General features: G+C 46.9%; 24 protein-coding genes. 16 read left to right on the forward strand and 8 right to left on the reverse strand.

Features of this window, described 5'->3' with window-relative positions; all coding sequences use genetic code 11:
- The first annotated feature begins 120 nt into the window (after positions 1 to 120).
- From FN124_RS02295 to FN124_RS02305, 3 genes are all read left to right on the forward strand, one after another.
- On the forward strand, positions 121 to 957 hold the full coding sequence (locus tag FN124_RS02295) for a DUF6597 domain-containing transcriptional factor (protein WP_142683170.1): 837 nt from the start codon (positions 121 to 123) through the stop codon (positions 955 to 957).
- Between the two features lie 124 nt (positions 958 to 1,081).
- On the forward strand, positions 1,082 to 1,585 hold the full coding sequence (locus tag FN124_RS02300) for a cupin domain-containing protein (RefSeq protein WP_142683171.1): 504 nt from the start codon (positions 1,082 to 1,084) through the stop codon (positions 1,583 to 1,585).
- Positions 1,586 to 1,638: 53 nt separating this feature from the next.
- Entirely contained in the window at positions 1,639 to 2,256 is a 618-nt protein-coding gene (locus FN124_RS02305) for a DUF4230 domain-containing protein (RefSeq protein ID WP_142683172.1), read from the forward strand.
- Between the two features lie 2 nt (positions 2,257 to 2,258).
- On the opposite strand, the gene FN124_RS02310 is transcribed toward FN124_RS02305, so the two are convergent.
- Positions 2,259 to 2,978, reverse strand: coding sequence for a hypothetical protein (locus FN124_RS02310; RefSeq protein ID WP_142683173.1), 720 nt, complete (start codon positions 2,976 to 2,978; stop codon positions 2,259 to 2,261).
- A 253-nt stretch (positions 2,979 to 3,231) separates the two neighbouring features.
- Here FN124_RS02310 and rbp point away from each other — a divergent pair, with 253 nt between their 5' ends.
- A complete protein-coding gene (gene rbp, locus FN124_RS02315; RefSeq protein ID WP_079468754.1) occupies positions 3,232 to 3,552 on the forward strand; it encodes an RNA-binding regulator in 321 nt (106 codons plus the stop codon).
- Between the two features lie 132 nt (positions 3,553 to 3,684).
- Here the strand turns inward: rbp and FN124_RS02320 are convergent, their stop codons facing one another.
- The 4 genes from FN124_RS02320 to FN124_RS02335 form a co-directional block, all read right to left on the reverse strand.
- On the reverse strand, positions 3,685 to 5,004 hold the full coding sequence (locus FN124_RS02320; RefSeq protein ID WP_142683174.1) for a dihydrolipoamide acetyltransferase family protein: 1,320 nt from the start codon (positions 5,002 to 5,004) through the stop codon (positions 3,685 to 3,687).
- Positions 5,005 to 5,074: 70 nt separating this feature from the next.
- A complete protein-coding gene (locus FN124_RS02325) occupies positions 5,075 to 6,322 on the reverse strand; it encodes a competence/damage-inducible protein A (protein ID WP_142683175.1) in 1,248 nt (415 codons plus the stop codon).
- Between the two features lie 17 nt (positions 6,323 to 6,339).
- Positions 6,340 to 6,750 carry an acyl-CoA thioesterase gene (locus FN124_RS02330; RefSeq protein ID WP_142683176.1) on the reverse strand — a complete coding sequence of 137 codons (411 nt, stop codon included), beginning with the start codon at positions 6,748 to 6,750 and terminating at the stop codon, positions 6,340 to 6,342.
- Between the two features lie 41 nt (positions 6,751 to 6,791).
- Positions 6,792 to 7,199, reverse strand: coding sequence for a DoxX family protein (locus tag FN124_RS02335; RefSeq protein ID WP_142683177.1), 408 nt, complete (start codon positions 7,197 to 7,199; stop codon positions 6,792 to 6,794).
- A 291-nt stretch (positions 7,200 to 7,490) separates the two neighbouring features.
- Here FN124_RS02335 and FN124_RS02340 point away from each other — a divergent pair, with 291 nt between their 5' ends.
- The 3 genes from FN124_RS02340 (at position 7,491) to FN124_RS02350 (ending at position 13,438) form a co-directional block, all read left to right on the forward strand.
- Complete coding sequence (locus tag FN124_RS02340; protein ID WP_142683178.1) at positions 7,491 to 10,568, forward strand: tetratricopeptide repeat protein; 3,078 nt, start codon at positions 7,491 to 7,493, stop codon at positions 10,566 to 10,568.
- A gap of 41 nt (positions 10,569 to 10,609) precedes the next feature.
- Entirely contained in the window at positions 10,610 to 12,259 is a 1,650-nt protein-coding gene (locus FN124_RS02345) for a TonB-dependent receptor (protein ID WP_142683179.1), read from the forward strand.
- Between the two features lie 228 nt (positions 12,260 to 12,487).
- Positions 12,488 to 13,438 carry an HU domain-containing protein gene (locus FN124_RS02350; RefSeq protein WP_142683180.1) on the forward strand — a complete coding sequence of 317 codons (951 nt, stop codon included), beginning with the start codon at positions 12,488 to 12,490 and terminating at the stop codon, positions 13,436 to 13,438.
- Positions 13,439 to 13,441: 3 nt separating this feature from the next.
- Here FN124_RS02350 and FN124_RS02355 read toward each other — a convergent pair whose 3' ends face one another.
- Both FN124_RS02355 and FN124_RS02360 read right to left on the reverse strand, forming a co-directional pair.
- Positions 13,442 to 14,341 (reverse strand): SDR family oxidoreductase, encoded by a 900-nt coding sequence (locus FN124_RS02355; RefSeq protein ID WP_142683181.1) that lies wholly within the window; start codon positions 14,339 to 14,341, stop codon positions 13,442 to 13,444.
- Between the two features lie 110 nt (positions 14,342 to 14,451).
- A complete protein-coding gene (locus FN124_RS02360; protein ID WP_260607309.1) occupies positions 14,452 to 16,542 on the reverse strand; it encodes a prolyl oligopeptidase family serine peptidase in 2,091 nt (696 codons plus the stop codon).
- 171 nt (positions 16,543 to 16,713) lie between these two features.
- On the opposite strand from FN124_RS02360, the gene pfkA reads away from it, so the two are divergent.
- From pfkA to FN124_RS02380, 4 genes are all read left to right on the forward strand, one after another.
- The gene (gene pfkA, locus FN124_RS02365) at positions 16,714 to 17,694 is read left to right on the forward strand and encodes a 6-phosphofructokinase (protein ID WP_142683182.1); all 981 of its coding nucleotides are present in this window, start codon (positions 16,714 to 16,716) and stop codon (positions 17,692 to 17,694) included.
- A gap of 12 nt (positions 17,695 to 17,706) precedes the next feature.
- Positions 17,707 to 19,194, forward strand: a complete 1,488-nt coding sequence (gene pyk, locus FN124_RS02370) for a pyruvate kinase (protein WP_142683183.1) — start codon at positions 17,707 to 17,709, stop codon at positions 19,192 to 19,194.
- Positions 19,195 to 19,308: 114 nt separating this feature from the next.
- A complete protein-coding gene (locus FN124_RS02375) occupies positions 19,309 to 19,878 on the forward strand; it encodes a TetR/AcrR family transcriptional regulator (protein ID WP_142683184.1) in 570 nt (189 codons plus the stop codon).
- A 14-nt stretch (positions 19,879 to 19,892) separates the two neighbouring features.
- Positions 19,893 to 21,299 (forward strand): MFS transporter, encoded by a 1,407-nt coding sequence (locus tag FN124_RS02380; protein WP_142683185.1) that lies wholly within the window; start codon positions 19,893 to 19,895, stop codon positions 21,297 to 21,299.
- Here the strand turns inward: FN124_RS02380 and FN124_RS02385 are convergent.
- On the reverse strand, positions 21,289 to 22,464 hold the full coding sequence (locus tag FN124_RS02385; RefSeq protein ID WP_142683186.1) for an MFS transporter: 1,176 nt from the start codon (positions 22,462 to 22,464) through the stop codon (positions 21,289 to 21,291). The two genes, FN124_RS02380 and FN124_RS02385, sit on opposite strands and share 11 nt — an antisense overlap.
- Before the next feature lie 129 nt (positions 22,465 to 22,593).
- On the opposite strand from FN124_RS02385, the gene FN124_RS02390 reads away from it, so the two are divergent.
- The 5 genes from FN124_RS02390 to FN124_RS02410 are packed head-to-tail and all read left to right on the forward strand — an operon-like array spanning position 22,594 to position 26,793.
- Positions 22,594 to 23,949, forward strand: coding sequence for an NAD-dependent succinate-semialdehyde dehydrogenase (locus tag FN124_RS02390; RefSeq protein ID WP_142683187.1), 1,356 nt, complete (start codon positions 22,594 to 22,596; stop codon positions 23,947 to 23,949).
- A gap of 10 nt (positions 23,950 to 23,959) precedes the next feature.
- Entirely contained in the window at positions 23,960 to 24,916 is a 957-nt protein-coding gene (coaA, locus tag FN124_RS02395) for a type I pantothenate kinase (RefSeq protein ID WP_142683188.1), read from the forward strand.
- Entirely contained in the window at positions 24,916 to 25,491 is a 576-nt protein-coding gene (locus FN124_RS02400) for a Crp/Fnr family transcriptional regulator (RefSeq protein WP_142683189.1), read from the forward strand. The genes coaA and FN124_RS02400 overlap by 1 nt, the downstream gene beginning before the upstream one ends.
- A gap of 60 nt (positions 25,492 to 25,551) precedes the next feature.
- Entirely contained in the window at positions 25,552 to 25,998 is a 447-nt protein-coding gene (locus FN124_RS02405; RefSeq protein ID WP_142683190.1) for a DoxX family protein, read from the forward strand.
- Positions 25,999 to 26,034: 36 nt separating this feature from the next.
- Positions 26,035 to 26,793, forward strand: coding sequence for an MBL fold metallo-hydrolase (locus tag FN124_RS02410; RefSeq protein ID WP_142683191.1), 759 nt, complete (start codon positions 26,035 to 26,037; stop codon positions 26,791 to 26,793).
- The last annotated feature ends 44 nt before the right edge of the window (positions 26,794 to 26,837 follow it).

Consider the following 26,837-nt stretch of genomic DNA (forward strand, 5'->3'; position numbering starts at 1 on the left):
CCAAATATATTTTCGTTAATATAAATTATTTAACATATATTTACATTAACATCGCCACTTTCAGTGTATGGTGTGATCTGCAGCGATAGCGATATCCTTAAACACCACATTTTTGTACCTATGAACTTCCATATTCATCATCCTGCGGATGCATTGCGTCCATTTGTAAAACAATATTATTACTGGGAAGATGATACCCGTGGCATTATTCAATTGCCACAAAACCTGTTTGCCCTGGGCGATCAGTACATGGTATTCATCCTTGAGGGGAAGGCAGAAGTGAAACCGGTGAATCACAAGGCATTTACCCTGCCAGCCGGCTCGGTATTAGGGCACCTCACCTGCGCCTGCCAGTTACAGGTACAGGGACCGGTAAAAGCAGCAGTTGTACAGCTGAATGCTTATGGAGGCTACCGGCTTTTAGGAATGGATGCAGCCAACTTTACTAATTACTATCGTAACCTTACGACCGCACAACCTATATGGCAGGAGCTGATAGCCGCTCTCCAACTGGAAAAGGACCCGCAACGAATAGAATCCTTGCTGGACAATGCCTGTTTATATGCGCTTTCAGAGCAGCCCGGTAACCTTCGCGAGGTAGATGATATGGCAGACTACCTGTTAATCAGGCAGGGAAATGTGAGTATAGAAGAACTGACAGCGCGCTACGGGCTTTCCCGCCCCACCCTGGAGAGGCTGTTCAGCAAAATAGTAGGTATTCCGCCCCAGCTGTATGCCCGGATGATCCGTTATAAAACAGCCCTGAGCGCCCTGCGCCAGCTGAACTTACCGGAATGGCAAACGCATGTTGCGGCCACTCCATGGTATAACCAGGCCATGTTTATTAAAGATTATTTACTTTTTAATCACGAAGCGCCTTCTTATTTTGCAGGTGCAACAGGAACTATTGCGCACATGCCGGTGAACAACCTGCAGCAGGTAGCCGTAGCCAGTTAAAAAATGGATACTGTGCATTTGCACACTACCCGGTGTAATCACGCGAGGTATAACCCTGTGCTATATACGAAGAGATGCAATAACATACTTTTTCTTTAATTTACCGGTCCTAACAGGCATCACTATGCAATATTCTGCCGCCCACTGGCGTGAACAACTGAAACTGCAATCCCATGTTGAAGGCGGCGCATTCCGCGAAACCTACCGCTCTCAATGGGTACTTGATATGGCTACACTTCCGGCCGGTATGGGTGGTAACCGCAACGCTTCCACCTGCATTTATTTTTTGTTGGAAGAGGGGGAATTTTCCGCATTCCATCGCATTGCCGCGGACGAGATCTGGCATTTTTATGATGGCAATACATTAACGATCTACGAAATAGCCCCCGGCGGAGAATTGCTGGTACATAAGCTGGGACGCGATATCCAAAACAATGAAAGTTTACAGGTGATCATTACAGCGGGCAATTGGTTTGCTTCCCGCGTAGAAGTGCCGGGAGGCTATACATTGGCCGGCTGCACTGTTGCGCCGGGATTCGATTTCGCGGATTTTGAACTGGCTGAAAAAGCGCCACTACAGACAGCATATCCGGAACATGCCACACTTATTGATAGTCTTACGAGATAACGTTAACGCCTATCCGCTATAAGCCTCCCTGTTTTTTTATTACATTTACAGGTATGAAGAAGATCCTTTACCTCGTTGTATTTATATTATTTACGCTCCTGGTATTCTGGCTGGGCAAACGCTTTGGCAGCACCAATGTGAGCCAGCAGGTAATTTCCAACAGCACTATTGTAAAGGAAATTGCAGAACTGGCCAGCCTGGATGTGCAGGGAAGCGCCAGTATCAAAAGAAGTAATATTGAAAACAGTGGCGACTGGACCGACAACCTGAAGAAAACATTCCTCGAAAACACCATATGGGTAACCATTCCCTACCAGGCCAAATACGGGGTAAATATCGATGATAAATCATTTAAAGTACAAATGACTGATAAGAAGATCATTATCAGCTTACCGGCCCCCCGCCTGCTCAGTTATGAACTGAAAATGGATAAAATGGAAACGTCCAACCGTAAGGGCTGGCTGCTGTTCCAGGATGATGAAACCTATACGGATGTACAGAAAAAACTCTACCAAACCTCCCGCGCCCAGCTGGAAAGCAATCCCACTTATATACAGCAGTCAAAAGAGAAAATAAAGAAGGTAATGGAGCAGTATTATGCCCCATTCCTGAAAGATCATACCCTGGAGGTCCGGTACGAAGGAGAAACCAGTACGCCGGCGTTGAACTAACGCTACGCAGCCTCCTGTGCAATATATTTCACCAGGCTCCTTTTAGCCACCGGCAACAGCGTTTCATTAACAGGCACCACTAAAGGCGTTTCCACGCAATATACAGCAGGGTTGGGTAAACTGTTGCGTTCCCGGATCAGCATGCTCTTAATATGACTGATCGTATGTACCAGGTCCTTTTTATAGGCCTGAAGGTATTGCGTATGAATGCCCCGGTACTTTTCATCGTGCCTTTCAAAAATGGTGAGCCGGTAGGTATAAACCAACGTTTGTTTTCCCCGGCCATCGCACAGCAGCAGGTACCCTTCCTTGGTTTCCAGTGGCACCAGTCCTACCGGGAAAATATTGAGATGCTCTGCCACATACTCATAAATTTCTGTTCCCCCTTTGATAGTGTTGTCTAGCTGAGGCAGGGAATACTGGATAATAGATTCCAGTTCCTCCATCAGCTCGTCATCCGCAATCAGTTGTTCATACAGTAATTCCAGTTTTTGGATGTTCACTGCCGTTAGTCTTTTTGGAAACTGTTGCTGTAAAAACTGTTTGTTATCCCGGAACGCTATCAGGTTGTTGTAATGAAAGATAATGTCTGACAACTGCGGGTACAGCTTGCTCTGTGTGAAGTGTTGATTGATGTCCTGTAAATAAGCTAATAGTGTGTACTTTTTCAGCTCAAAGTCTACATAACCATCTGCAAACCATGTTTCACTTAACGCTCCCATATGAATTTAATTTAATGGATCATAGGCTGAATTTACGAAAAAAAAACCGTAAAAAGGAGGGTTTTCAGGCTGCTGAGCACTATTTTAAATAATATTTCCGCACCGGTCAAACAGGTCACTACAAAGGATCTACCTATGTCAAACGGTAGTAAAAAACCGGGTAAATACAAAAATATTTTAACGCTAACTTTTTTATTAGCGTAATTTTCATAACTTCAGTATATTATTTTTCATTTTTTTAATTTCAGTTATCATGAACATTTACGTAGCCAACCTGCACTATAGGTTGAACGATGAGGATCTCCATCAGATTTTCAGCGATTTTGGAGAGGTTACCTCCGCTAAGGTTATCAAAGACCACGAAACAGGCCGCTCACGTGGTTTTGGCTTTGTGGAAATGCCTAATCAAGAAGAAGGAGCAAAGGCTATGGATAGTTTGAACGGCAGCGAAATCGAAGGTAAGCAATTGATGGTAAACGAAGCTAGACCTAAACAACCGAATAATAATTTCAAAGGTGGCGGTGGTAATAACCGTGGCGGCGGAGGATATGGTTCCCGCGACCGTCGTTATTAATAAAATCCCCTTTATTCGGCACTAAGGAACTAAGGAGACGCTTTTATCAGGCGTCTCTTTTTTTGTTTTCAGGAAGATAAAAAATGCAGCAGAGAGCTTTCCCTGCTGCATTCCTGTTTAAAGACGCTTATATTAAATTCCTCTTTTCGCATCGAAATTTTCCAGCTCCTGTGCCACGGCGCTCAGGAAAGTAGAGCCAAGGGAACCATCTACAATCCGGTGATCGTACGACATGGAGAGGTACATCATATGCCTGATACCAATGGTATCTCCTTCTTCCGTTTCAATTACAACCGGCCGTTTTTTGATGGCGCCTACCGCCAGGATGGCTACCTGCGGCTGGTTAATGATAGGCGTTCCCATCAGGCTGCCGAAGGTGCCTACATTGGTGAGGGTGAAAGTACCGCTTTGAGTATCTTCCGGTTTCAGCTTATTCTGACGGGCAGAGTTAGCCATATAGTTAACCTGTTTCGTTAAACCGGTGAGGTTCAGCATATCTGCGTTCCTGATCACCGGCACAATCAGGTTACCGCTGGGCAAAGCCGTAGCCATTCCTATATTGATATCTTTCTTTATGATGATCTTGTCTCCGTCGAGCGAGCAGTTGATCAGCGGGAAACGCTTGATACACTTAATGATAGCCTCGATAAACAACGGTGTAAAGGTCAGTTTTTCACCTTCACGTTTCTCGAAATCCGCCTTTACACGATCCCGCCATTTTACCATGTTGGTAACATCTGCTTCAGCAAAACTGGTCACATGCGGACTGGTTTGTTTGCTCATCACCATGTGATTGGCGATCAGTTTACGCATGCGGTCCATTTCAATGATTTCCACATTACCATTGTAGGTAGGCGAAGCCACGGTGGTGGTGACCACCGGCTGGCGGGTGGTGGCTGCTGCGGTAGATGTTGCAGGTTCCGGTGTTACATCCGGAATCACTTTTCCTTCGCGGCGATCGGCCACAAACTGGAGGATATCCCTTTTGGTTACGCGGCCATCATTGCCGGAACCGGGAATCTTTTCCAGGTCGGAAAAACTGATGCCTTCCTGTTGTGCAATAGTGAGTACCAGCGGGGAATAAAATTTGGCGCCGCCACCGGAAACGGGCGCTTTAGCAGCAGGAGTATAGGCTGGTGCTGTAGTAAATTTTGGTTCAGTGGATACAGGTGCTGCGGGCGCAACAGGTGCGGAAGCCACAGCAGCGTAGGCATTGGTATTAATGCGGGCAATGACGGTACCAACCGGTACTACATCATTTTCACTGAAGAGGATCTCAGTGATCTCTCCTTCAGCAGTAGAAGGAACTTCGCTATCAACTTTGTCGGTGGCAATTTCAAGTACGGTTTCGTCTACTTTTACGTGATCCCCCGCCTTTTTATGCCAACGCAAAATGGTGGCTTCCATGATGCTCTCCCCCATTTTTGGCATTACCAATTCTATAATGGCCATAAGATTGATTTTTGCTTTAGTGCGGGACAAAAATAAGGGAATTGTACCAATTCAAAATAGGCGAATATCCCTATTCCAGAATGAGTTTCCGCAGCTCATTCATGGCATAAACAGCTGTCATTTGTGTATTCCGTTCCCGGTCGTAACGCAGCTGGTATTTAACAGTGACGGTTTTTGCTGCACTGGCCACTGCCATCCAAACGGTGCCCACAGGCTTCTCCGGCGTACCGCCGTCTGGCCCCATAATGCCTGATACAGCAATCACGTAATCGGTTTGCAGCAGTGTTAAGGCGCCCGCGGCCATTTCACGGACCGTAGCTTCACTTACGGCGCCATGCTCCTGCAGGGTTTCAGGTTTCACTCCTAACATCTTCACCTTCATTTCATTGGCATAGGTTACCGCACTCCCTTTAAAATAAACGGAACTGCCCGGAACTGCTGTGATCCAGCTGGAAATCAGTCCGCCGGTGCAACTTTCTGCTGTGCCCATGGTTTTGCCTTTTTCCTTTAACAGCTTTCCCAGCACTTCTCCCATTGAAATATCCTGGTCGGTTACGGTGATATCTTCCAGCAGCGCCTTCAGTTGGTGGAATAAAATACTCACTTCTGCCGCTACCGACAATTTATCTTTCCCCTGCCCGGTCAGGCGCAGTTTCAGCAGGCTGTAACTGGGCAGGTACGCCAGTTTGATATGAGGGGGTAGCTTTGCTTCGAAAGCTACCAGTCTTTCAGCAATGAAAGATTCACCCATACCGGAAGTAACCAGGGTTTGGTGTACTACTGCCGGGGTTTTGAAATGTGCCTCGAGTTTTGGCAGCACATAATTCTCCATAATCCCCTTCATTTCATGTGGCACTCCGGGCATGGATACATATATTTTACCTTCTTTCTCAAACCACATCCCAGGCGCTGTGCCCCTCTTGTTTTCAATGACAGTGGCCGCTTCCGGCACCAGGCTTTGATCTATATTCCTTTGCAGCATAGGCAATCCCCTGCTTTCAAAAATATGCAGCACATTATCCAGCGCTTCCTGGTTTTGTACCAGCCTGGTATTGAAATATTCACACAGCGTGGGCTTGGTAATATCATCAGCGGTTGGCCCCAGCCCCCCGGTGATCAGTACAATATCCGATACCGCCGATTCCTTTGTGAGTGCATCAAGGATATCTTCCCGGACATCGCCGATGGCTACACGCCGGTGTACCCAGATTCCCATTGCATTCAGCTGCTGCGCCATCCAGGCGGAATTGGTATCAATCGTTTGTCCTATCAGCAGTTCATCTCCAATGGTGATAATGCTGGTGGTGATCTTATCCATACGCGTTGTTTATACTGCTATTCAAAAAACGGTGCCAGTCTTTTCTCCAGGTCTTCCGGTAAACCGGCTTTCTGTTTTGTTTTCACATCAATGAATACCAGTGTGGTCACCCCAACATTCAGCAATTCATTCTTTTCGTTATACAACTCGCTGTGAAACTGTATCTTAGAACTTTTCGGCAACTGTTTCAGTATAGTCTTCACCGTTATCAGGTCATCGTAAAAGGCAGGCCGCAGGTATTTTACATTCAGTTCTGCCACCGGCATAATTACACCCTGTTCTTCCAGTTCCCGGTAGCTGAATCCCAGCTCCCGTATGGCTTCTGCCCTGCCTACTTCATAATACAGCCCGTAATTGCCATAATACAGGTATCCCATCTGATCTGTTTCCCCATAACGTACCCTGATCGTTGTTGTACTGATAAACATGGTTCCTCCGCTATTTTATCCTTAACGTTTACTTGAAAATTTTATTTGCCCAAAGCTCCGTCCAGTGAAAACTTCCCGGGGCCTGTAAAAAGCAGTGTTACAAATGCCGCCAGGAACAGGATGGGCATTTCTTTTTCTGATACCGGGTCTTTTCCGTGTATCATGAAAATAATCACGCTCATACAGATGACCAATGGCACAGAAGCCAGCCTGGTCAACAGTCCCATGATCAGCAACACTGCGCAGAACACTTCTGCAAAAACTACCATTCCCAGAGAAATTTTATGTCCCACTCCCAGCGGATCCGGAAAAGAATTCATTTTGGCAGTAAAATTGATCAGCTTGGGCCAGCCATGCAGGAGTATCAGACCACCGGATACCACCCGGAGCACCAGCATGGAAAAGCTTACGGCGCCATTTGTATAGCCGGCGGAGAACAGTTTTCTCATAGTAGGTAAGGTTTTTGTGCTTTTTAATTATTTTCCGCAAGATAAATGAATAGCATTTGCCTTGCCTCCTGAGTTATCCACATTGTTAGAAACGCGATCGGAACGGAAAAGATATAACTTTTATATTTGCCTGATACTCCAGGTCCGTTTCGCATCATTAATGTCAGAGGCACACAGGCACCAGAGAAACGGACTACCAGGGTCAGGCCACGGCAGAGTACTTCCCCGGCTGGAAAATAATTCCTCCCGGGATTCGTTTTAAACGCATATTCAAGAAATAACAGCTATAGCATGCAATTCATAAGAAAAGTTTTTGTTCCCGGACATCTGTATATATCGCTCCTTGCCTTCACCGGCGCAGGTTTGATAGGGCTGCCCGCCGCACAGGCACAGCAAACACGCACCTACACAGATCCGGAAAAAGTATTCAAGGACGCCCAGCAGTATTTCCAGCAGGAAAAATATGCAGTGTCCATGCAGCTTTTCAGACAAACCATTGATAACATCGACTACTTCCACGAAACCAACCGCGATCTCGTTAAAACGGATGCGTACTATTACTACACTATCTGTGCACTTAAACTACAACAGGACAACGCGGAAAAACAGGCGCTGGAATTCCTCAAACTGGCCAATAACAATGCCCGTGAGGAACTGGTAAGCTATCAGCTGGCAAAATATTATTTCCGTCAGAATAAACTCAAAGAGGCTATTCCCCTCTATGAAAAAGCCAATATAGAAAACCTTTCCAATGCAGAAATTGCGGAAGCGAAGTTTGAACTTGCCTACTGCTATTTTAATTTAAAAGATTTTAACAAGGCACAGCCCCTGTTTGCATCCATCAAAGAGATGCCAGGCAAATACAGCATCCCCGCCAATTACTACTACGGTTTTATCAGCTACTACAATCACCAGTACGGGGAAGCGCTCAACAGCTTCCAGAAAGTAGTGAATGAACCGAAATACAGCAACGTGGTGCCTTACTACATCGCTGAAATTTATTACTTCCAGGGGAAAACAGATCAGCTGATCGCCTATACAGAGCCTCTGCTGAAACAGGGCGGTCAATATTACGAAGCAGAACTGAAACAACTGCTTGGTAAAGCCTACTTCGAAAAGAAGAACTATCCCAAAGCATTGCCTTACCTGCAGGATTTCCAGGATAATGCGGATGAAGTAAGAAATGAAGATATATACCAGTTATCTTACGCTTATTATCAAACCAATAACCTGTCTAAAGCAATTGCAGGATTTAAACAGCTCAGCAGCTCCAAAGATTCACTGGGGCAAAACTCTATGTACCTGCTGGGCGACTGCTACCTGCGCACCGGCCAGAAAGCCAATGCACGCAACGCTTTCGCCTTTTGCGCCAATAACAGCTCCAATGCACAGCAACAGGAAATTTCCCGCTTCAACTACGGTAAACTGTCGTATGAACTGGGCTATCCCGATGCTGCCCTCAGCGAGCTTACACAATTTGTGGAAACATACCCGCAATCTGCCTACAACAAAGAAGCCAGGGAAATACTCGTTAATCTTTTCATGAACAGCAATAACTACAAAGACGGTTTAGCGACCATTGAATCGATTCCCGATAAAAACCCAACGGTATTGAAGGCCTACCAGAAAGTAGCCTATGGCCGGGCCACCCAGCTGATCAACGACCAGCAACTGGCAGAAGCCGACCGCCTGCTGGATGTAGCCATCAACAACCCATATGATCCCCAGATCAAACAACTGGCTCATTTCTGGAAAGCGGAAATCGCATTGCGCCAGAATAAAACAAACGTGGCGGTTACTAACCTTAACGCCTATCTGAACAATACCGCACCTGTATCCGGCGAAGCCAACGCACAAACCGCCAGCTATAACCTGGGATACAGCCTGCTGAAACAGGACAAATATTCCGAAGCGCTGCCTTACTTTGAAACAGCCCAGCGCACCAGCGGCCCGAATGCAGAACGTATTGCCACCGATGCCGCCCTGCGCAGCGCAGACTGCTACTACATGCTCCGCCAGTTCCCCAAGGCATTGGCGCTGTACGACCGCGTTATCAGCAACAACGCTCCGGGCGCCGACTACGCTACTTACCAGAAAGCAGTGATCCTGGGTTTGCAGGGCAAACAAAGTGAGAAACTGGCACTGCTCAAACAACTGGGCAATAAGTTCCCATCGTCCGGCTTTACGAACGAAACAGATATCGAGATAGCGAATACTTATCTCTCGGAAGAAAAGTATACAGAAGCTATTCCTTTCCTGGAAAATGTACTGCAAAAACAACCCAATGGCCCGAATGCGCCACGCGCACTCCTTAAACTGGGTTTGAGCTACTACAATAAGGATAACGACAGCAAAGCGCTGGCCTATTACCGCCAGGTAGTGGAAAAATTCCCTAACTCCCCGGAATCAAACGAAGCACTGCAAAGCATGAAGTCGATTTACGTAAGCCAGGGCAAAACAGATGATTATCTCGCTTTCCTGAAAGCCAGTGGCAGAACAGTGACCGCCTCCGCGGAAGACTCTCTCGCTTATGCCGCTGCGGAATCCAGGTTCACCAGCAACGATTGTGCAGGCGCTACCGCCGGCTTCAACAATTATATCCAGAAATATCCGAACGGCCAGTTTATCCTGCCGGCATATTTTTATAAGGCTGAATGCGCCTATAACAGTAAAGACTATACGAGCGCACTGCCGGCATACGAATTTGTATTGTCCCGCAACAACAGCTTATACGCGGAAAGATCTGCCTTACAAGCGGCCAACATCAGCTTCTACCAGGTAAAGAATTATGATAAGGCCAGGGGCTATTACCTGCAGCTGCAAGACCTCGCTACCAGCAAGGAAAACAGTCTTACCGCCACCAGGGGCCTGCTCCGCAGCAACTACCAGCTGAAACACTGGGATGAGGTATCCAATTATTCGGAAATGTTGCTGGCCGCTGCCAATATCAGTACAGACGACCAGATCATTGCCCATTTCTACCGTGGAAAAGCATTGCAACAGGCAAAAGACTATACCGCTGCAATGTCTGAATTCAAAACAGTGGCTAACATGACCAAATCTGAAACAGGAGCCGAAGCCCGCTACAATATTGCGGACTGCTACCTGCAACAGAATGAACTGGATGCCGCTGAAAAAGCCGGTTTTGATGTGATTAAAAATACGCCGTCTTACGAATACTGGGTGGCGAAATCATATATCCTGCTGGGAGATGTGTATGCCCGTCAGCAGGATTATTTCAATGCAAAAGCTACTTACCAGAGCATCGTTACCAACAGCTCAATTCCTGAGCTGAAACAGGAAGCGAAAGACAAGCTGGCAAAAGTAGAAGCAGAAGAAAAAGCCGCCGGCAAAAAACCGAAGAAATAATCACCCGGATTCCGGAACCTGACATTTAAGCGCAACAAAGCATGAACATTCAAGCAATATATAACAAACGAACTTTTATCATATCAGCACTGGGCCTGACCGGGATGCTGTTTTCACAGAAAGCAGCCGCACAGGAAGCATTGAAACAGGAAACGATCGATATCATTTCCACCAATCAGCCCAAACTGCGGGATGCCTATAAACTCAATCTCACTGCATCTTTGCCGGGGATTGACACTACCAGGCCTTCTATGAAATACGAGATTCCGGCGCTGAACCTGAACTTTATGTACCAGGCCATGCCCTTAAAACCACTGGCGCTGGGGAAAGATTCATTGTCGTACCTCCAGAACAACTTCATAAAACTTGGATACGGCAATTATAAAACGCCTTATGTACAGGCCGGCTTCGGCAGCGGGCGGCAGGATATGTACAACTACGGCCTGTATGTAAATTACACCGGCTCCAAAGGCAAGGAAATTCCCGACCAGGACTACAGCAACCTGAACGTACTGGCGTCCGGCACTTACCTGTTGCCAAAATTCCGGTTCGACGGAAGCATTGGGTACGACCGCAATACCGTTCACTATTATGGCTATGGCCACGATACCGCGAGTTATAAAAAGAAGGATATAGAGCAGACCTTTAACCAGCTGACCGCCTCTGTTGGTATGCAGAACAGGCCGCAAAACGACTGGGCGTTTACCTTTCAGCCAAAGGTGAAGTTTATTCTTTTCAATGATTCCTACAAGCGTACAGAAAATACCTTCCAGCTGAATGTACCCGTACGTAAACAGGTATTTGAGGATATCTTTATACAAGTAGAAGGTGTATTTGATCTTTCTACCTATAAACAGGATAACAACCGCGCTATTAATAATAACATCGCTTCCGTTCACCCGGCTGTGGATATCATGAAGCCCGGGTTTGTACTGCATGCCGGTGTAAACCCTACCTGGAGCAATGGTGAATTTTACCTGCTGCCGGATATCGTGAATGAATCACACCTGATCCGTAAAAAACTGATCCTGAGCAGCGGATGGATCTCTTACTTCGAAAAGAATACCTACCGTAACCTCGCCAATAAAAATCCATTCCTCAACGGCTTGCCGGGAGAAATGCTGAATACCCGTGTAGAAGAAAAATACACCGGTATCAAAGGTACGCTGGGCAGCCACTTTAATTACAACACCAAGTTCGCGTCCGTTACCTGGTATAATATGCCGCTGTTTGTAAATGATAGCGCCGACACCAAAAAATTCACCACCCGTAACGAAGCCCAGCTGCGCGCATTCCAGCTGCATGGCGAAGTAGGATATATTGAAGAAGAAAAATTCCAGGCGCGCGTGAGCTTCGACTGGTACAACTACAACAAACAGGAAACAGAAGTGCAACCATGGCACCTGCCCGCTTTCCAGGGCGATTTGTTTGCACAATACACCATCGCAAAAAAATTACACCTGAACGCCGACCTCTTTGCATTAAGCGGCAGTTACTACCTGCTTCCCAACAAAGACTTTGGTAAAACCAAAAGCGCATGGGATATGAATGCAGGTGCATCTTATGACATAGGCAAGAATTTCGGCCTCTGGGTAAATGCAAACAACCTGTTCAATACACATTACCAACGGTATTACCTCTACCCTACTTATGGGTTTAATATTGTGGGTGGTGTGATGATTAAGTTCTAACGCGGATTTTGTCTGACTCAGGATTATGATGATTACGATGATTAACAGGATATTTTTTTAAGCGGATTTTGTCTGACTCAGGATTATGATGATTATGAGGATTAACAGGATATTTTTTTTAAAATTTTAAATAAGCTAAATTTAAAATCAGGAAAAAAAATTAATCAGCGTAATCATCATAATCCTGAGTCAGACAAAATTCGCGGCATTCACTAAAAACTTCTCTACTTGATACTTCAGCAATATATCCAGGAAGTGTTGTTCAAACAGCGGGTTTGTGTGGTACCACAGCTGGGAACGTTTTCTGTGCAGCATTTCCCCTCGCATTATAACGACCACACACAAACGCTTACGGCGCCGCGTGAACAGGTAATGTTTACCCAGCAATGGCAGGACGATGGTTCCTGTGTGGAATGGATAGCGCTTAAAGAAAACCTGGTACCAGCCGTAGCGCAGCGGAAGCTGGAAAAATACCTGGAGGAACTGAAGGCTGACCTTCAATCCGGGAAACCGGTGGTATTGCCGGGAATAGGACAACTCCGGGGCGATTTCACCGGTAACATTCACTTCCATGCGGAAGAGCTGCCCGTAGAAAAGGAAACGCTCGAAATCAGGCCTATTGAGCGGACAACCGATCAACGCAGTACAAATACAACACCGGCTTTTGTTCCTCCGCCTCCCCCTGAAGCGCTGGAACCTATTATGACAGAAGAAGTGGAAGATACGCTGGAAGCCGTAACAGAAGAAAGCGGTTTCAAATGGTGGTGGGCGGCAATTCCCATTGCTGCTATTGTGATAGGATTGGCGGCCTGGTGGTATTTATCCGGCATATCCAAAGCTGTGCGTGAGTCTGAAACACTTCCCGATAGCAATGCTGCCACCCAACAACAATTGGCCGCTGCCGCCGCGGACTCCCTGCAAAAGGCACTGGCCGATTCTACTGCGAAGGCTGCCATTACTCCGATCACCTATTATGCGGTGGTGGAAAGGTATAAAGACAGCAGCGCCGCCGCAAAGATGCAGAGAAAGCAGGCAGCCTGGGGAAAAACGCTGGTGCTCTATAAACGCGACAGTATGTTCAGAACGGCGGTGGAGCTGCATTCACTGGCAGCAGATACCCTCACCCAACGGGACAGTGTAAGGAAAATATTTGGCAGTAAAGTATTTCTTGAATTTTAGTCCTCAGGCTTTTATTTCACCCGCTACAATCTGCAGGCCTTCTGCAAAAGTGCGGGGCTGATATCCAAGTTCTTTGGCCGCCTTGTCTATTATCAACCCTGTTTTGGCAGGGCGGGCCGCAGGTTGGGCCAGCGTTTTGGCACTGATCTTTTCTACGAGGGAAGTATCCAGTTTAAAGTATTCAGCTGTTTGGATGGCCATATCGTAAGGAGTGAGAATTTCTTTTCCGGAGATATTGAAAAACCCGGTGGCTTTCTTATCTGCAATCAGCAAACAACCTTTCGCCAGGTCGTGGCACAAAGTAGGCGTACGCCATTGGTCATCTACCACCTTTACTTTTTTGCCCTGCTGCAAATTATTTTTCACCCAGGTGATCATGTTATTACGGTGCGGATCAGCTACCACGCCGTACACCAGTACGGTGCGTACAATGGCCCACTGCAGTTTGCTGTTGATCACCAGCCGCTCTGCAGCTACTTTACTGGTACCATAATAATTAATGGGGTTCACGGTAGCGTCTTCACTGTAAGGGCCCTGCAGGCCATCGAACACAAAATCTGTTGACAGGAAAATGAAAAAGGCATTGCAGCTTTCTGCTGCGTGTACCAGGTAGCGGGTAGCCCCTACATTGGTATCCCAGCAGGCATCTTTATTTTTTTCGCAGTCATCTACCTGCGACATAGCGCCGCCATGAATGATGATATCCGGCTTATGCTTTTCCACCAGTTGCTTTACGCTGCCGGCATCGCGCAGGTTCACTGCCTCATAAGTGTATTTATCCCGCAGGGGGAAACGATTAGGGCCTCTGCCTGTGGCTATCACATCATATTTTCCATCTTGCAGAAAAAGGGGGATCAGATGTTGTCCCAATAATCCGTTACTACCAGTTATAAGTACCTTCATAAAGCCATGTTCAATACGCTATCTCTAAAGATAAGAAAAAAAGCATTTAGCTGCTCACCAAAATGCCGGGGCATTCTGATAAGCAGCTAAATGCTGATCCTTTACAAACTTTACTTGTGCATACCCAGGTTATACATGGTAAATGCCCAGATATCCGCTGCTTCATCAATCATTTTGGAAGTAGGCTTGCCTGCGCCGTGGCCTGCCTGTGTTTCAATACGGATGAGCGTTGGGTTGGGCCCGGCATTATCCGCCTGCAGGGTAGCCGCAAACTTAAATGAGTGTGCAGGCACCACACGGTCGTCGTGATCGGCAGTAGTGATCAGTGTTGCAGGATAAGCGGTGCCGGGTTTCAGGTTATGCAGCGGTGAATATTTCAACAGGTATTTAAACTGTTCTGCATTATCACTGCTGCCATATTCCACTGCCCAGGCCCAGCCGATGGTGAATTTCTGGTAACGCAGCATATCCATTACTCCTACGGCAGGTAATGCCACTTTAAACAGTTCGGGGCGCTGCGTCATGCAGGCGCCTACCAGTAGGCCACCGTTGGAACCGCCACGGATCGCTATTTTGCCTGGATTCGTATATTTCGCCTTCACCAGGTATTCGGCTGCACCGATAAAATCGTTGAATACATTCTGCTTCTTCTCCATCATACCTGCTTTGTGCCAGGCCTCCCCGTATTCGCTGCCACCTCTCAGCGACACTACTGCGTATATGCCTCCCTGTTCCATAAAGTAAAGATTGGAAACACTGAAGGAAGGCGTCACTGCAATATTAAATCCACCATAGCCGTAGAGCAGCACAGGGTTGTTGCCATTCAGCCGGATACCTTTCTTATAGGAAAGGAACACCGGTACGCTTTCCCCGTCGGCGCTCCTGAAAAATACCTGCTTGGTTTCATACTGTGCAGGATTGAATTTTACTTCTGCCTTATTATATAAGGTAGAAACACCGGTAGCTATATCATATTTATATACTTCCGGCGGGGTGATGAAAGAAGTATAGGTATAAAAGAACTCCTTGTCCTCTTTTTTACCGCCAAAGCCGCCGGCTGTTCCGAGGCCAGGCAGTTTTACTTCGTGTTCCAGCCTGCCTTTATAATCATACTGGTAAACACGGGTAGACGCATCTTTCAGGTATGAAAGGAATAATTTGCCACCGGCCAGGCCCACACCCTGGAGCGCTTCCTTCTTTTCTGGCACAATTACTTTCCAGTTGGCTTCAGCGGGGTTAGCGGGGTCAATCAGCACAATTTTATAATTGGGCGCATTGTGATTGGTACGCACCAGTAATTTATCGCCGTCATTATCTATTACCTCCGGTTCATTGGCAAAGCCTTTTACAAGCAGGCTGAATTCTTTTTGCGCAGGGTTCTGCAGATCACGGAACCAGAGCTCCCGGCCGGAAGTGCCTTCAGTAGTGGCAAGGATGAGGAAACGCTCATCTTCTGTAACATCCACACCGGCATTACGCAGCGGATGTTCTTTATCCACATAAATCAGTTCATCTTTTTCCTGCGGATCTCCCAGGCGGTGGTAGTATACTTTCTGGAACTCGTTCTTTTTGGATAGTTTGCTTTGTTCATCGGGTTTGTCGTACCGGCTGTAATAAAAGCCGTTCCCTTTCCAGGACAGGCCGCTGAATTTCACCCATTCCAGTTTATCGGCCAGGGGCTGACCGGTTTCCACATCCATTACAAAACCTTCCTGCCAGTCGGAGCCTGCTTTGGAAAGCAGGTAGGCAAAATATTTCCCGTCTTTGGAGAAGGACATGGAGCCCAATGCGGTAGTACCTGCTGCAGAAAGTTTGTTGGGGTCCAGGAAAACTTCCGGTGTACCGCCTAAAGTGGCAGAGCGGTAAAGTATGGACTGGTTCTGCAGGCCATCATTTTTAAAGAAGTAATAATACCTGCCATGTTTGGTAGGGGCGCCGTTTTTCGGGTAATTCCATAATTCTTCCAGTCTTTTCCGGATTTCTTTGCGGAAAGGGATATTGGAGAGATAATTTTCTGTTACCTTATTCTGGGCGTCCACCCATGCCTTTGTTTCTGCGCTGTGGTCATCTTCCAGCCAGCGGTATGGGTCTGCTACCGGGGTACCATGGTAATTATCAACGGTATCCACTTTCTTTGATTCGGGATAAGTCAACGTTTGCTGTTGTGCCATTACCTGTCCGGCGATAAGACTTACGCTCATAAAGACCCACCTCCTATTATTTTTTTTCGACATGCGTAATATTTTTTAAAAAATTTATCTACTTTGTTTGATGGAAATTAAAAATTTAGGTTATTTCATCAGATAACAGTTAGAAAACAATTGCAAAATGTTATTTTTGTGCGCCTTTAAGATATTTTTTTAGCAATTTATATGAAAAAACTGAACAACATTGCAGTCCTTACATCAGGGGGAGATGCCCCTGGCATGAACGCCGCCGTTCGTGCCGTTGTAAGAACGGGCATTTATCATCAGCTGAATGTGTATGGCATTATGTACGGCTATAGGGGAATGTTGAAGAACGAAATCTTCCCGATGGAGTCAAAATCCGTTGCCAACATTATTCAGCGCGGAGGCACCATATTGAAGACCGCCCGGTGCAAAGAGTTCTATGAATATGAAGGGCGAAAAATGGCTTACGAAAATCTGAAAAAACACAACATTGACGGGCTGGTAGTAATTGGTGGAGACGGCTCGTTTAATGGTGCGCAAAAGTTCAGCCAGGAATTTGATATTCCGTGTATAGGCTTGCCTGGTACTATTGACAAGGACATTGCAGGAACCGATTCTACGATTGGATTTGACACGGCTGTGAATACAGCGGTAGAGGCCATCGACAAGATCAGGGATACTGCCGATGCGCATGACCGTCTGTTTGTAATTGAGGTAATGGGCCGCGATGCCGGTTACATTGCATTACACAGTGGTATTTCCACCGGTGCGGAGCACATTCTGCTGCCTGAGCGCAAAACCGAAGTAAATGACATTATTGAAGAACTGCAGGCGAATGAACGCCGCAGAAAACTGGTTAACCTCATTGTAGTGGCCGAAGGCGATGAAACCGGCGGTGCTACTGAAGTTGGTCGTATTATTAAAGAAAGGTGCCCGCAAATGGATACCAGGGTAAGTATCCTGGGGCATATCCAGCGTGGCGGCGCTCCCACCTGCACAGATCGTATTCTGGCCAGCCGCCTGGGCTATGCAGCCGTTGATGCCCTTCTGGAAGGCATCCATAATGTAATGATCGGTGTTGTTAACGACAAGATCCATTACACTCCTCTTGATAAAGCTGTAAAAGCCAAACAGGAAATTGACCCCGAATGGTTTAAGATTGTTAAAATTCTTGCGAGTTAAAAAATTAGACTTATGAGTACAAAGGATCTTTCGAAATACTATCACAAGCAGATGGATAACGCTGCGGGTAGAGAACACTCTTCGCACAAAACAAAAATCGTGGCTACCGTAGGCCCGGCGTGCGACACCTATGAAGGCCTGCTGGCACTGGTTAAAGCCGGTGTGAACGTTTTCCGCCTCAACTTTTCACATGGCTCGCACGAAGATAAACTGCGGATTATTGAATATATCCGCCAGATCAATAAAACAGAACCTTACACGGTAGCCATCCTGGCCGATTTACAGGGACCAAAGCTGCGCGTGGGCGAAATCGAGAACAATGCACTCCCGCTGAAGAAAGGTGATCTGCTCACCTTCGTCAACGAAAAGCTGGTGGGCAATATGGAAAAAATATACGTTTCCTACCCTGACCTGTATAAAGATCTTAAAGTTGGCCAGAAAATTCTGCTGGATGACGGTAAAATAGAAACCGTTGTAAAAGAGATCACAGCCAACGGTGAAATCAAAGCGGAAGTTTCCCTGCCGGGCGTATTGTCCTCCAAGAAAGGGTTCAATCTTCCTGACACAAAAATCTCCCTTCCTGCACTTACAGAAAAAGATGTCATTGACCTGGAATTCATTATCGACCAGGAATGCGACTGGGTGGCCCTTTCCTTCGTAAGAAGCGTGAAAGACCTCACCGACCTGCGTAAACGCCTGGAAGCACGTAATTCTAAAATGAAGGTGATCTCTAAAATTGAGAAACCCGAAGCGATACAGAACCTGAAAGAAATTATCTGGGAAAGTGATGGCGTGATGATTGCCCGTGGCGACCTTGGCGTGGAACTGCCTGTAGAGCAGATCCCGATGATCCAGAAAGACATCATCCGCAAATGTATCCACCGTGCAAAACCCGTTATTGTGGCTACACAAATGATGGAAAGCATGATGGACCGCACACGCCCCAACCGCAGTGAAATCACCGACGTGGCCAACGCCGTACTGGAAGGCGCCGATGCAGTGATGCTGAGTGGTGAAACCGCTACCGGTATGTTCCCGGAACTGGTTATCCAGACCATGAACAAAATTATCCAGGAAGTGGAAAAAGAAGCTATCATTTACAACCGTAACCTGATCCCTCACCGCCACTCTCCTACCTTCCTCAGCGATGCACTGTGCTACAATGCCTGTAAAATTGCGGAAGACCTGGATGCTGACGCCCTCATTGGTATGACCCAAAGCGGTTACACCGGCTTTATGCTGAGCAGCTACCGCCCCCGCAGCCCGCTTTATATCTTTACTAAAGAGAAATCGCTGGTAAACCAGCTGAGCCTGAGCTGGGGCGTACGCGCATTCTACTATGAAGAAGAAGAAAGCCTGGATGATATCGTATTTGACCAGATCAATATCCTGAAAGAAAGAGGATTCATTAAATCAGGAGATGTAGCCGTTAATACCGGTAGCACCCCCGTTAAAGAACATCTTCCAACAAATATGCTGAAAATCACGAAAGTAGATTAATAAGCTATAAGGATTTAGCAATGCAGCGGAGAGGAAAACATTTCCTTTCCGCTGTTTTTTTAAAAGAATACATACAGACTTGTCTGTTTTGTTAATTTATCTTAACATTGCACCATGAAAGAACAAGGCGCAAAAGAAAGAATTTTACAAACGGCCTGCGAATTGTTTTACCAGCAAGGCTACCAGGCTACCGGCATTAACCAGATCATCGAAGAAGCGGGGATTGCCAAGGCCAGTCTTTACCAGCACTTCCCATCCAAAGAAGCGCTGCTCACGGAATACCTGCTGCGGACCCGTGTAAATAACCACCTTGAACGGATGGCTTATATCGACCAGTTAGCCCCCGGCCGGGAAAAGCTGATAGGCCTGTTTGAATTCCGCCGCCGGCACATGGAGAAAAGCAATTTCAGGGGTTGCGCCTTTATACGCATTGCCTACGAACTGCCCGGGCTGAACGACGACGCATTGCTGCAGGTAAAAACACATACACTCACGCTGAAAGCCTTTATTGCAGAACAGCTAAAGCTTATAAAACAGCCTTATCCCGCTGCAGAACTGGAAGAAATGACTGATATGCTGCTGAATCTTTATGAAGGCGCAGGGCTTCAGGGCTACATCCAACGCTCAGCCAAACCAATGGAAGACACAAAGAAAGTAGTCGCCAGACTGCTGGAAACATTATAAAAAAATTTACCTTTATGAAAACAGACCAGTCTGTATACATTAAAACAACCAGTGTAAATCCATGGGTATCACTGGCAGTGATCCTCCTGGCTCCACTCATTACCGTGATCGATGTATTTATTGTAAACATCAGCACTCCTGCTATTAAAAGCTACTTTCACAGTTCCGACGCAGCGCTGGAGCTGGTAATTGCCAGCTACCTGCTGGGCTATTCGGTATTCCTCATCACCGGCAGCAGAACAGGCGATTACCTGGGCAAAAAGAAAGTGTTTATAGCCGGGCTCGCCGCATTCACTATTACATCAGCGATGTGCGGCTTCGCTACTTCCATGGAAATGCTGATTATTTCAAGGCTGCTGCAAGGCGTAGCGGCTGCTTTTACGGTACCGCAAACCATCACACTGATACAACTGAGCTTTCAGTCGCCCGCCGACCGCGACAAAGCCTATGGCCTTTACGGTATGGCCCTGGGCACCGGCGCCACACTGGGGCAATTCCTCGGTGGCTACTTCATCACTTCACACCTGATCACCGACAGCTGGCGGCTTATCTTCCTGGTAAACCTGCCCTTTGGTATAGTAGCCATGCTCCTGGCCTGGTTCTATGTGCAGGAATCCGGGCAAAACAAAAACACCCGCTTTGATATCCCCGGCATCATACTGCTCACCTTAGCCTTATCTTTCCTGATATATCCTGTTATACAGGGCGCGGAACTGGGCTGGCCGGCCTGGACAATTGCAATGCTGGCAGCAGCCTTACTCTTATTATGTGTATTTATTTTTTACCAGCGCTGGCTTGGAAAACAGCAACGCGATCCGCTGGTTCCCCTGGAACTGTTCCGTATAAAGAGCTTCAATACAGGCATCATCAGCGTATTGTTTTTCTTTGGCGTAAATACCGCTTATATTTTTGTAGCAGCCATCTATTTTCAAAACGGGTTTCATATGTCGCCTTTTACAGCAGGGAATTATTTCGTGATGCAAACCATTCCCTTTTTGCTTGCTTCCTTATGGTCTATCAAAAATGCAGCAAGGTTCGGCATTCGCTTATTGCAGGCGGCCTGTATACTGATGATCCTCGCCTTTACTTTGCAACTGATTTTATTCCGGGGAGATGTATTAACGCCATGGGCCATTCTTCCCTGCCTGGTTATTTACGGCAGTGGCTCAGGTTTGCTGATGCCGTCCCTGTTGAAAGTGGCTATGTGGGATATGCCTCCGGCTAAAGCAGGCGCCGCCAGCGGGGTGTATTCAACAATACAGCAGTTTGCATCTGCATTGGGAGTTAGTATGTTGGGAGGCGTTTTCCTTTACCTCGCACGGCACAGCGGTAATTTTTACCTGGCCTATAAAACTGCCCTGTTCTGCATGATGAGTTACCTGCTGGTAGTAATGATTGTATTAAACAGGATTAAGCGGTAACAGCAGGTTTGGCTTTTTTATAAGTGCCCAGGTAGATGATCAGTGCAACCAGGATCAATGCTGTACCAGCCACGCATACGCCATTCCATTGTGCAAAAGACCATACCCACAACCCGATGCCGGAGCCCAGCGAGGTGCCAATAAAACTGGCGGTCATAAACACTGTGTTCAAACGGTTCCTTGCTTCCGGCAACAACGTGTAGATGCGGGTTTGATTGGATACATGTATTCCCTGCAAACCAAGATCAATGGCAATGATACCAATGATGATACCGATAATATTGGTTTTGAAAATATAGAAAAGAAAATAACCGAAGAACAAAAAGATGATTCCATAACCAATAGCGATACGCGGGTTCTTCTTATCTGCAATACGCCCTACCAGTGGAGCGCCCAAAGCACCTGCCGCAGCTGCCAGGCCCATTAAACCAATTTGCTCGCTGGTGTATTTAAAAGGTGCATCCGATAAAAGAAAAACCACTGTTGTCCAGAACATCCCAAACATCGCAAAGCAACAGGCATTGATAGCAGAAGCTTCCCTTAACATTGGCTGCTCTTTCACAAGCGTTAACAAAGATTTCATCAGGTCGCCATAACTCCCCTGGAAATTGGGTTTGCTGGATGGAAAGGAAGTGATCATGATCACCGCCAGCAAAGCGCTGATACCGGCTGCTATCCAGAACATGGCGCGCCAGCCGAAATGATGTCCTACCACGCCGCTCAGTGTGCGCGATAATAAGATCCCAACCAGTAAACCGCTCATTATGGTGCCAATCACTTTACCACGATTTGCAGGATCAGAAAGGTTGGCTGCCAGGGGTAATATCAGTTGCGGCACTACAGAGGTAAACCCGATCATCAAACCTGTAATTTTCAGCATGGTGATGTTCACTGATTCCGCAGCAGCCACCAGGGCTACTACAGCGGCAAGCGTCATTACCACTATCTGCCGTTTGCGTTCCAGTTTATCTCCCAGCGGCACACAAAATAACAGCCCCAGCGCATATCCTACCTGTGTAAAAAATGTTACCTGTCCCGCATTACTTTCAGTGACCTTAAACTCCTCACTCATCAATACCAGCAAAGGCTGGCTGTAATATATATTGGCAACGATCAACCCTGTGCACAGGGCCATTATCATGATATTCCACCTGCTAAGCGCCATAAAAATGTACTGTTTTTCAAGAGATGCAAAGATAGCCTTTTAGCTTTTAGGACGAGCTTTTACCGGAAAACGGTAAATTTGTGTGACTATTCGCTAACAGCTAAATGCTAACCGCTAAAAGCCACAGGTATGTTTACAAGCATCAATCCGTTTACACAGGAAACCGTTGCTGTATATACAGCACATACACCGGAAGAAATAGAACAAAAATTACAGCTGGGGCATAAAGCTTACACGGAGCTGTTAAAAGTTCCCCTGGAACAGCGCCGGCAATGGATGATGCAGGTAGCCCAGTCCATGAAAAACAATGCAGATGAACATGCTGCGCTGATCACACAGGAAATGGGTAAAACGCTGAAAGAAGCGCGCGCGGAAGTATTGAAATGCGCTACCTCTGCAGAATACTATGCAGAGAACATCGTAGAAATGCTGCAACATAAACCTATTGGTTCCGATGCATATAAAAGCTATGTATCGTACGAGCCCAAAGGGATCATCCTGGCAATTATGCCATGGAACTTCCCTTACTGGCAGGTGTTCCGCTTTGCTATTCCCAATATACTTGCCGGTAATACCGGCATCCTGAAGCACGCCAGCAACGTGAGCGGCTGCGCACTGGCCATTGAAAAAATATTTGCCGGAAGTAATTTTCCCGCCGGTACTTTCCAGTCGCTGCTGGTATCTTCCAAAGACATAGAGCCCATTATTGCAGATCCCCGCATACAGGGTGTTACGCTTACAGGCAGCACCCCTGCAGGAAAAAGTGTAGCTGCGCTTGCGGGAAAATATATCAAGAAAACAGTGCTGGAACTGGGCGGCAGCGATCCTTTTATTGTATTGAAAGATGCCGACCTGGAAGCCGCCGCCAAAACAGCAGTGCAGGGCAGGATGCAGAATGCAGGACAGTCGTGCATTGCCGCCAAACGCTGGATCGTGGAAAAAGAAATTGTGCCGGCATTTACAGCAGCAGTGAAACGTATTTTGCAGGACCTCAAACAGGGAGATCCCACGCTGGAAAGTACGCAGATGGGACCTATGGCCCGCCCGGACCTGGCAAATGAACTGGCCAAACAATTACAGGAGACTATCAAACAGGGCGCTAAGCTGGAGTTGGGCGGTACACATGAAGGCTGTAACTTTGCACCTACCCTGCTTACAGGAGTAACCAGCAAAATGACTGCTTTCAAAGAAGAAACTTTTGGACCGCTGGCAGTGATCATAGAAGCTGCAGATGAAAACGATGCCATTGCACTGGCCAATGAAACCGAATTTGGCCTGGGTGCGGCACTGTGGACCAGCGACCTCGACAAAGCGGCACAACTGGCCACGAAGATAGAGAGCGGGAATGTATTTATTAATGCAATGGTCCGCTCGGATGCACGCTTACCATTCGGCGGCGTAAAACAATCCGGTTACGGACGTGAACTATCACTGGAAGGCACACACGAATTTCTGAATATAAAGACTGTATATATACAACAATAAAGGCACTGGAATGACCACCTCTCTGAAACGCGACCGCTATACTCCCTATATCAGTTTCTCTCGTAAGGAATGGGCAGAAAGAAGCGGCGATGCCATGCTGCAACTACAAGACTACGACCTGGAAGCGCTGCACGGTATGAACGAACCACTCACACAGGAAGAAATAACACAGGTTTATCTTCCGCTGGCACACCTGCTGAACCTCTATGTAACCGCTTCACAGCAGCTGCATATCGCCACCACCAAATTTCTCAGCAGCCAGGTACATAAGGTACCATACATCATTGGTATTGCCGGAAGTGTGGCAGTTGGGAAAAGCACCACCGCCAGGGTGCTGCAGAAATTATTACAGGCATGGCCCAATCATCCGCGGGTAGACCTGGTAACCACAGACGGGTTCCTCTATCCGAACAAAATACTGGAAGCCAATAATATCATGAACCGCAAAGGTTTCCCGGAGAGTTATGATATCAAAAGGCTGATCCACTTCCTGGCAGATGTAAAATCCGGCAAAGAAAAGGTGGCAGCACCGCTGTACTCTCATCTCGAATATGATATCCTGCCCGGGCAGTTACAATGGATAGAACAACCTGATATTGTAATTGTGGAAGGCGTGAATGTATTACAGGTACGTCACCGCCAGCAGCAGAAAGATCCGGCTGTATTCGTATCCGATTTCTTTGACTTCAGTATTTATGTGGATGCAGCAGAAAAAGATATCCGTAAATGGTACATCGCACGTTTTGAAACCCTGCGTAAAACGGCGTTTCAGAGCCCTGAGTCTTTTTTCCACCGCTATGCGCATCTTTCTGATGCTGCTACCATTGAACTCGCTACACAGATCTGGGAAGATATCAACAAACCCAACCTGGAACAAAATATTGCGCCTACCCGTTATCGCGCCAGCCTGATACTGGAAAAAGGACATCATCATTTTGTTCAATCCATCCAATTGAGGAAAACCTGATGCAAGGCACCGCAATTATCCGGCAACAGCTGCAGGCACTGCTGAAAGAGCCGCTGGTTCAATGGGAACAGTTTGAAGCCATCCTGCAGCCTGTAACTTTTCCGGCAGATGAGCACCTGTCGGAAGCCGGTAAAACTGCCAATGCCATTTATTTTATTGAAGAAGGCATTGTACGGGTATATACTATCCACGACGGTAAAGACATCAGTATGGACTTTGCTTTTCCCTGCAGCTTTACCACTTCCTACGCTTCCTTTATTACGCAGAAACCAGCCGCAGTAAGTTTGCAGGCGGTTACACCCGTCCGCGGATATGCCTGTTATTACACCGATTTGCAGCAATTGTATAATACCTCGCATCAATCGGAGCGTATAGGCCGCCTGGTAGCAGAACAGCAATACCTCCGCAAATACAACCGTGAACTGTCGTTCCTGCAATATTCTGCACAGGAGCGGTATATGCAATTGCTGGAAGAGCACCCGGAAGTGGTACAGCATATCCCTGTCAAACAAATTGCTTCCTACCTGGGTATTGAGCCCGGAAGCCTGAGCAGGATCAGGAAAAAAAGAAACTAACATTTGTTAGTTTTATATTTCCGGAAGATGCAGACCTTTGAGCCCTAAATAAATATACAAATGGCTTTCTTTTCCGGTTTATGCAGCATCGCTCTCCTGTTACTTGCAATAGGTTACATCTTTCAAATACCTCTCTTACAGCAGCTCACTGCAGATGCGCGTATATCCGCTGCCGTTATGTTCATTCTCATAGGGTTTACACATCTGCTGAAGCCACGCAAGCTCAGTTATATGATTGAAGGAATGATCCCGTGGCCGGTATTCACAGTACTGTTTACCGGTGTGCTGGAAATATTGCTGGGCATCGGTTTGCTGATTCTTTCCATACAATATTATGCAGGATGGGGCTTAATGATTCTTTTGGTAGCCATGTTTCCCGCCAACATCCGCGTGGCAGTGCAGAACCTTCCCGCACCTGGTGGCCTGCCTTCCAAACCATGGTATATATGGAGCCGTTTATTATTTCAACCCGTTTATATTTTATGGATATGGTGGGCCATCAATTAATCAATAACTTTATGCCATGTTATAAAAAAATTAACCATGCGCATACATTATTTACGCAATACCACATTGCTGATAGAATGGAACAATAAGAACATACTGGTTGATCCTATGTTAGGTGTTAAAGACAGTCTGGATCCCGTTCCCAATGCGGCTAACAGCATCCGGAACCCAATGACCGAACTCCCGCTCGATGATGCTGCTTTAAAAGAACTATTATCATCCCTGGATGCCATACTGGTAACCCACCGGCACCGCGATCACTGGGATGTTACCGCGCAGGCCATCCTGCCTAAAAGTATTCCTTTATTCTGCCAGCCGGAAGATGAAAGCACTATCAGGGAACAGGCATTTACACAGGTGATCCCTGTTGTGACCACTGTTACCTGGGAAAACATCAGCATCACCCGCACAGGCGGACAACACGGCACAGGTGAAATCGGTAAAATGATGGCGCCGGTATCAGGCTTTGTGTTGAAGGAAGGAAACAGTACGTTGTATATCGCCGGGGATACCATCTGGTGTGAAGAAGTGGCCACTGCGCTGGATACATTCCGACCGGATTATGTAGTGGTAAATGCTGGCGCTGCGCAGTTCCTGCAGGGAGATCCCATTACCATGACTGCCGGTGATGTGATTAAAACCATCAGGCATCCCGCACAACCTAAAGTGATAGCAGTACACATGGGCGCTATTAATCACTGTTACCTCAGCAGGGAAGCCCTGAGAGCAGCAGTAGCTGCTGAAAAGCTAACCGCCATCGTTCCTGAGCAGGGAGAATGGATCCAACTTGTATAGAGAATTTCTTCAAAAAAAAGGGGCTGTTACCTTACGGTAACAGC

The sequence above is a fragment of the Chitinophaga polysaccharea genome (assembly GCF_902150045.1).
Lineage (GTDB): Bacteria > Bacteroidota > Bacteroidia > Chitinophagales > Chitinophagaceae > Chitinophaga > Chitinophaga polysaccharea_A.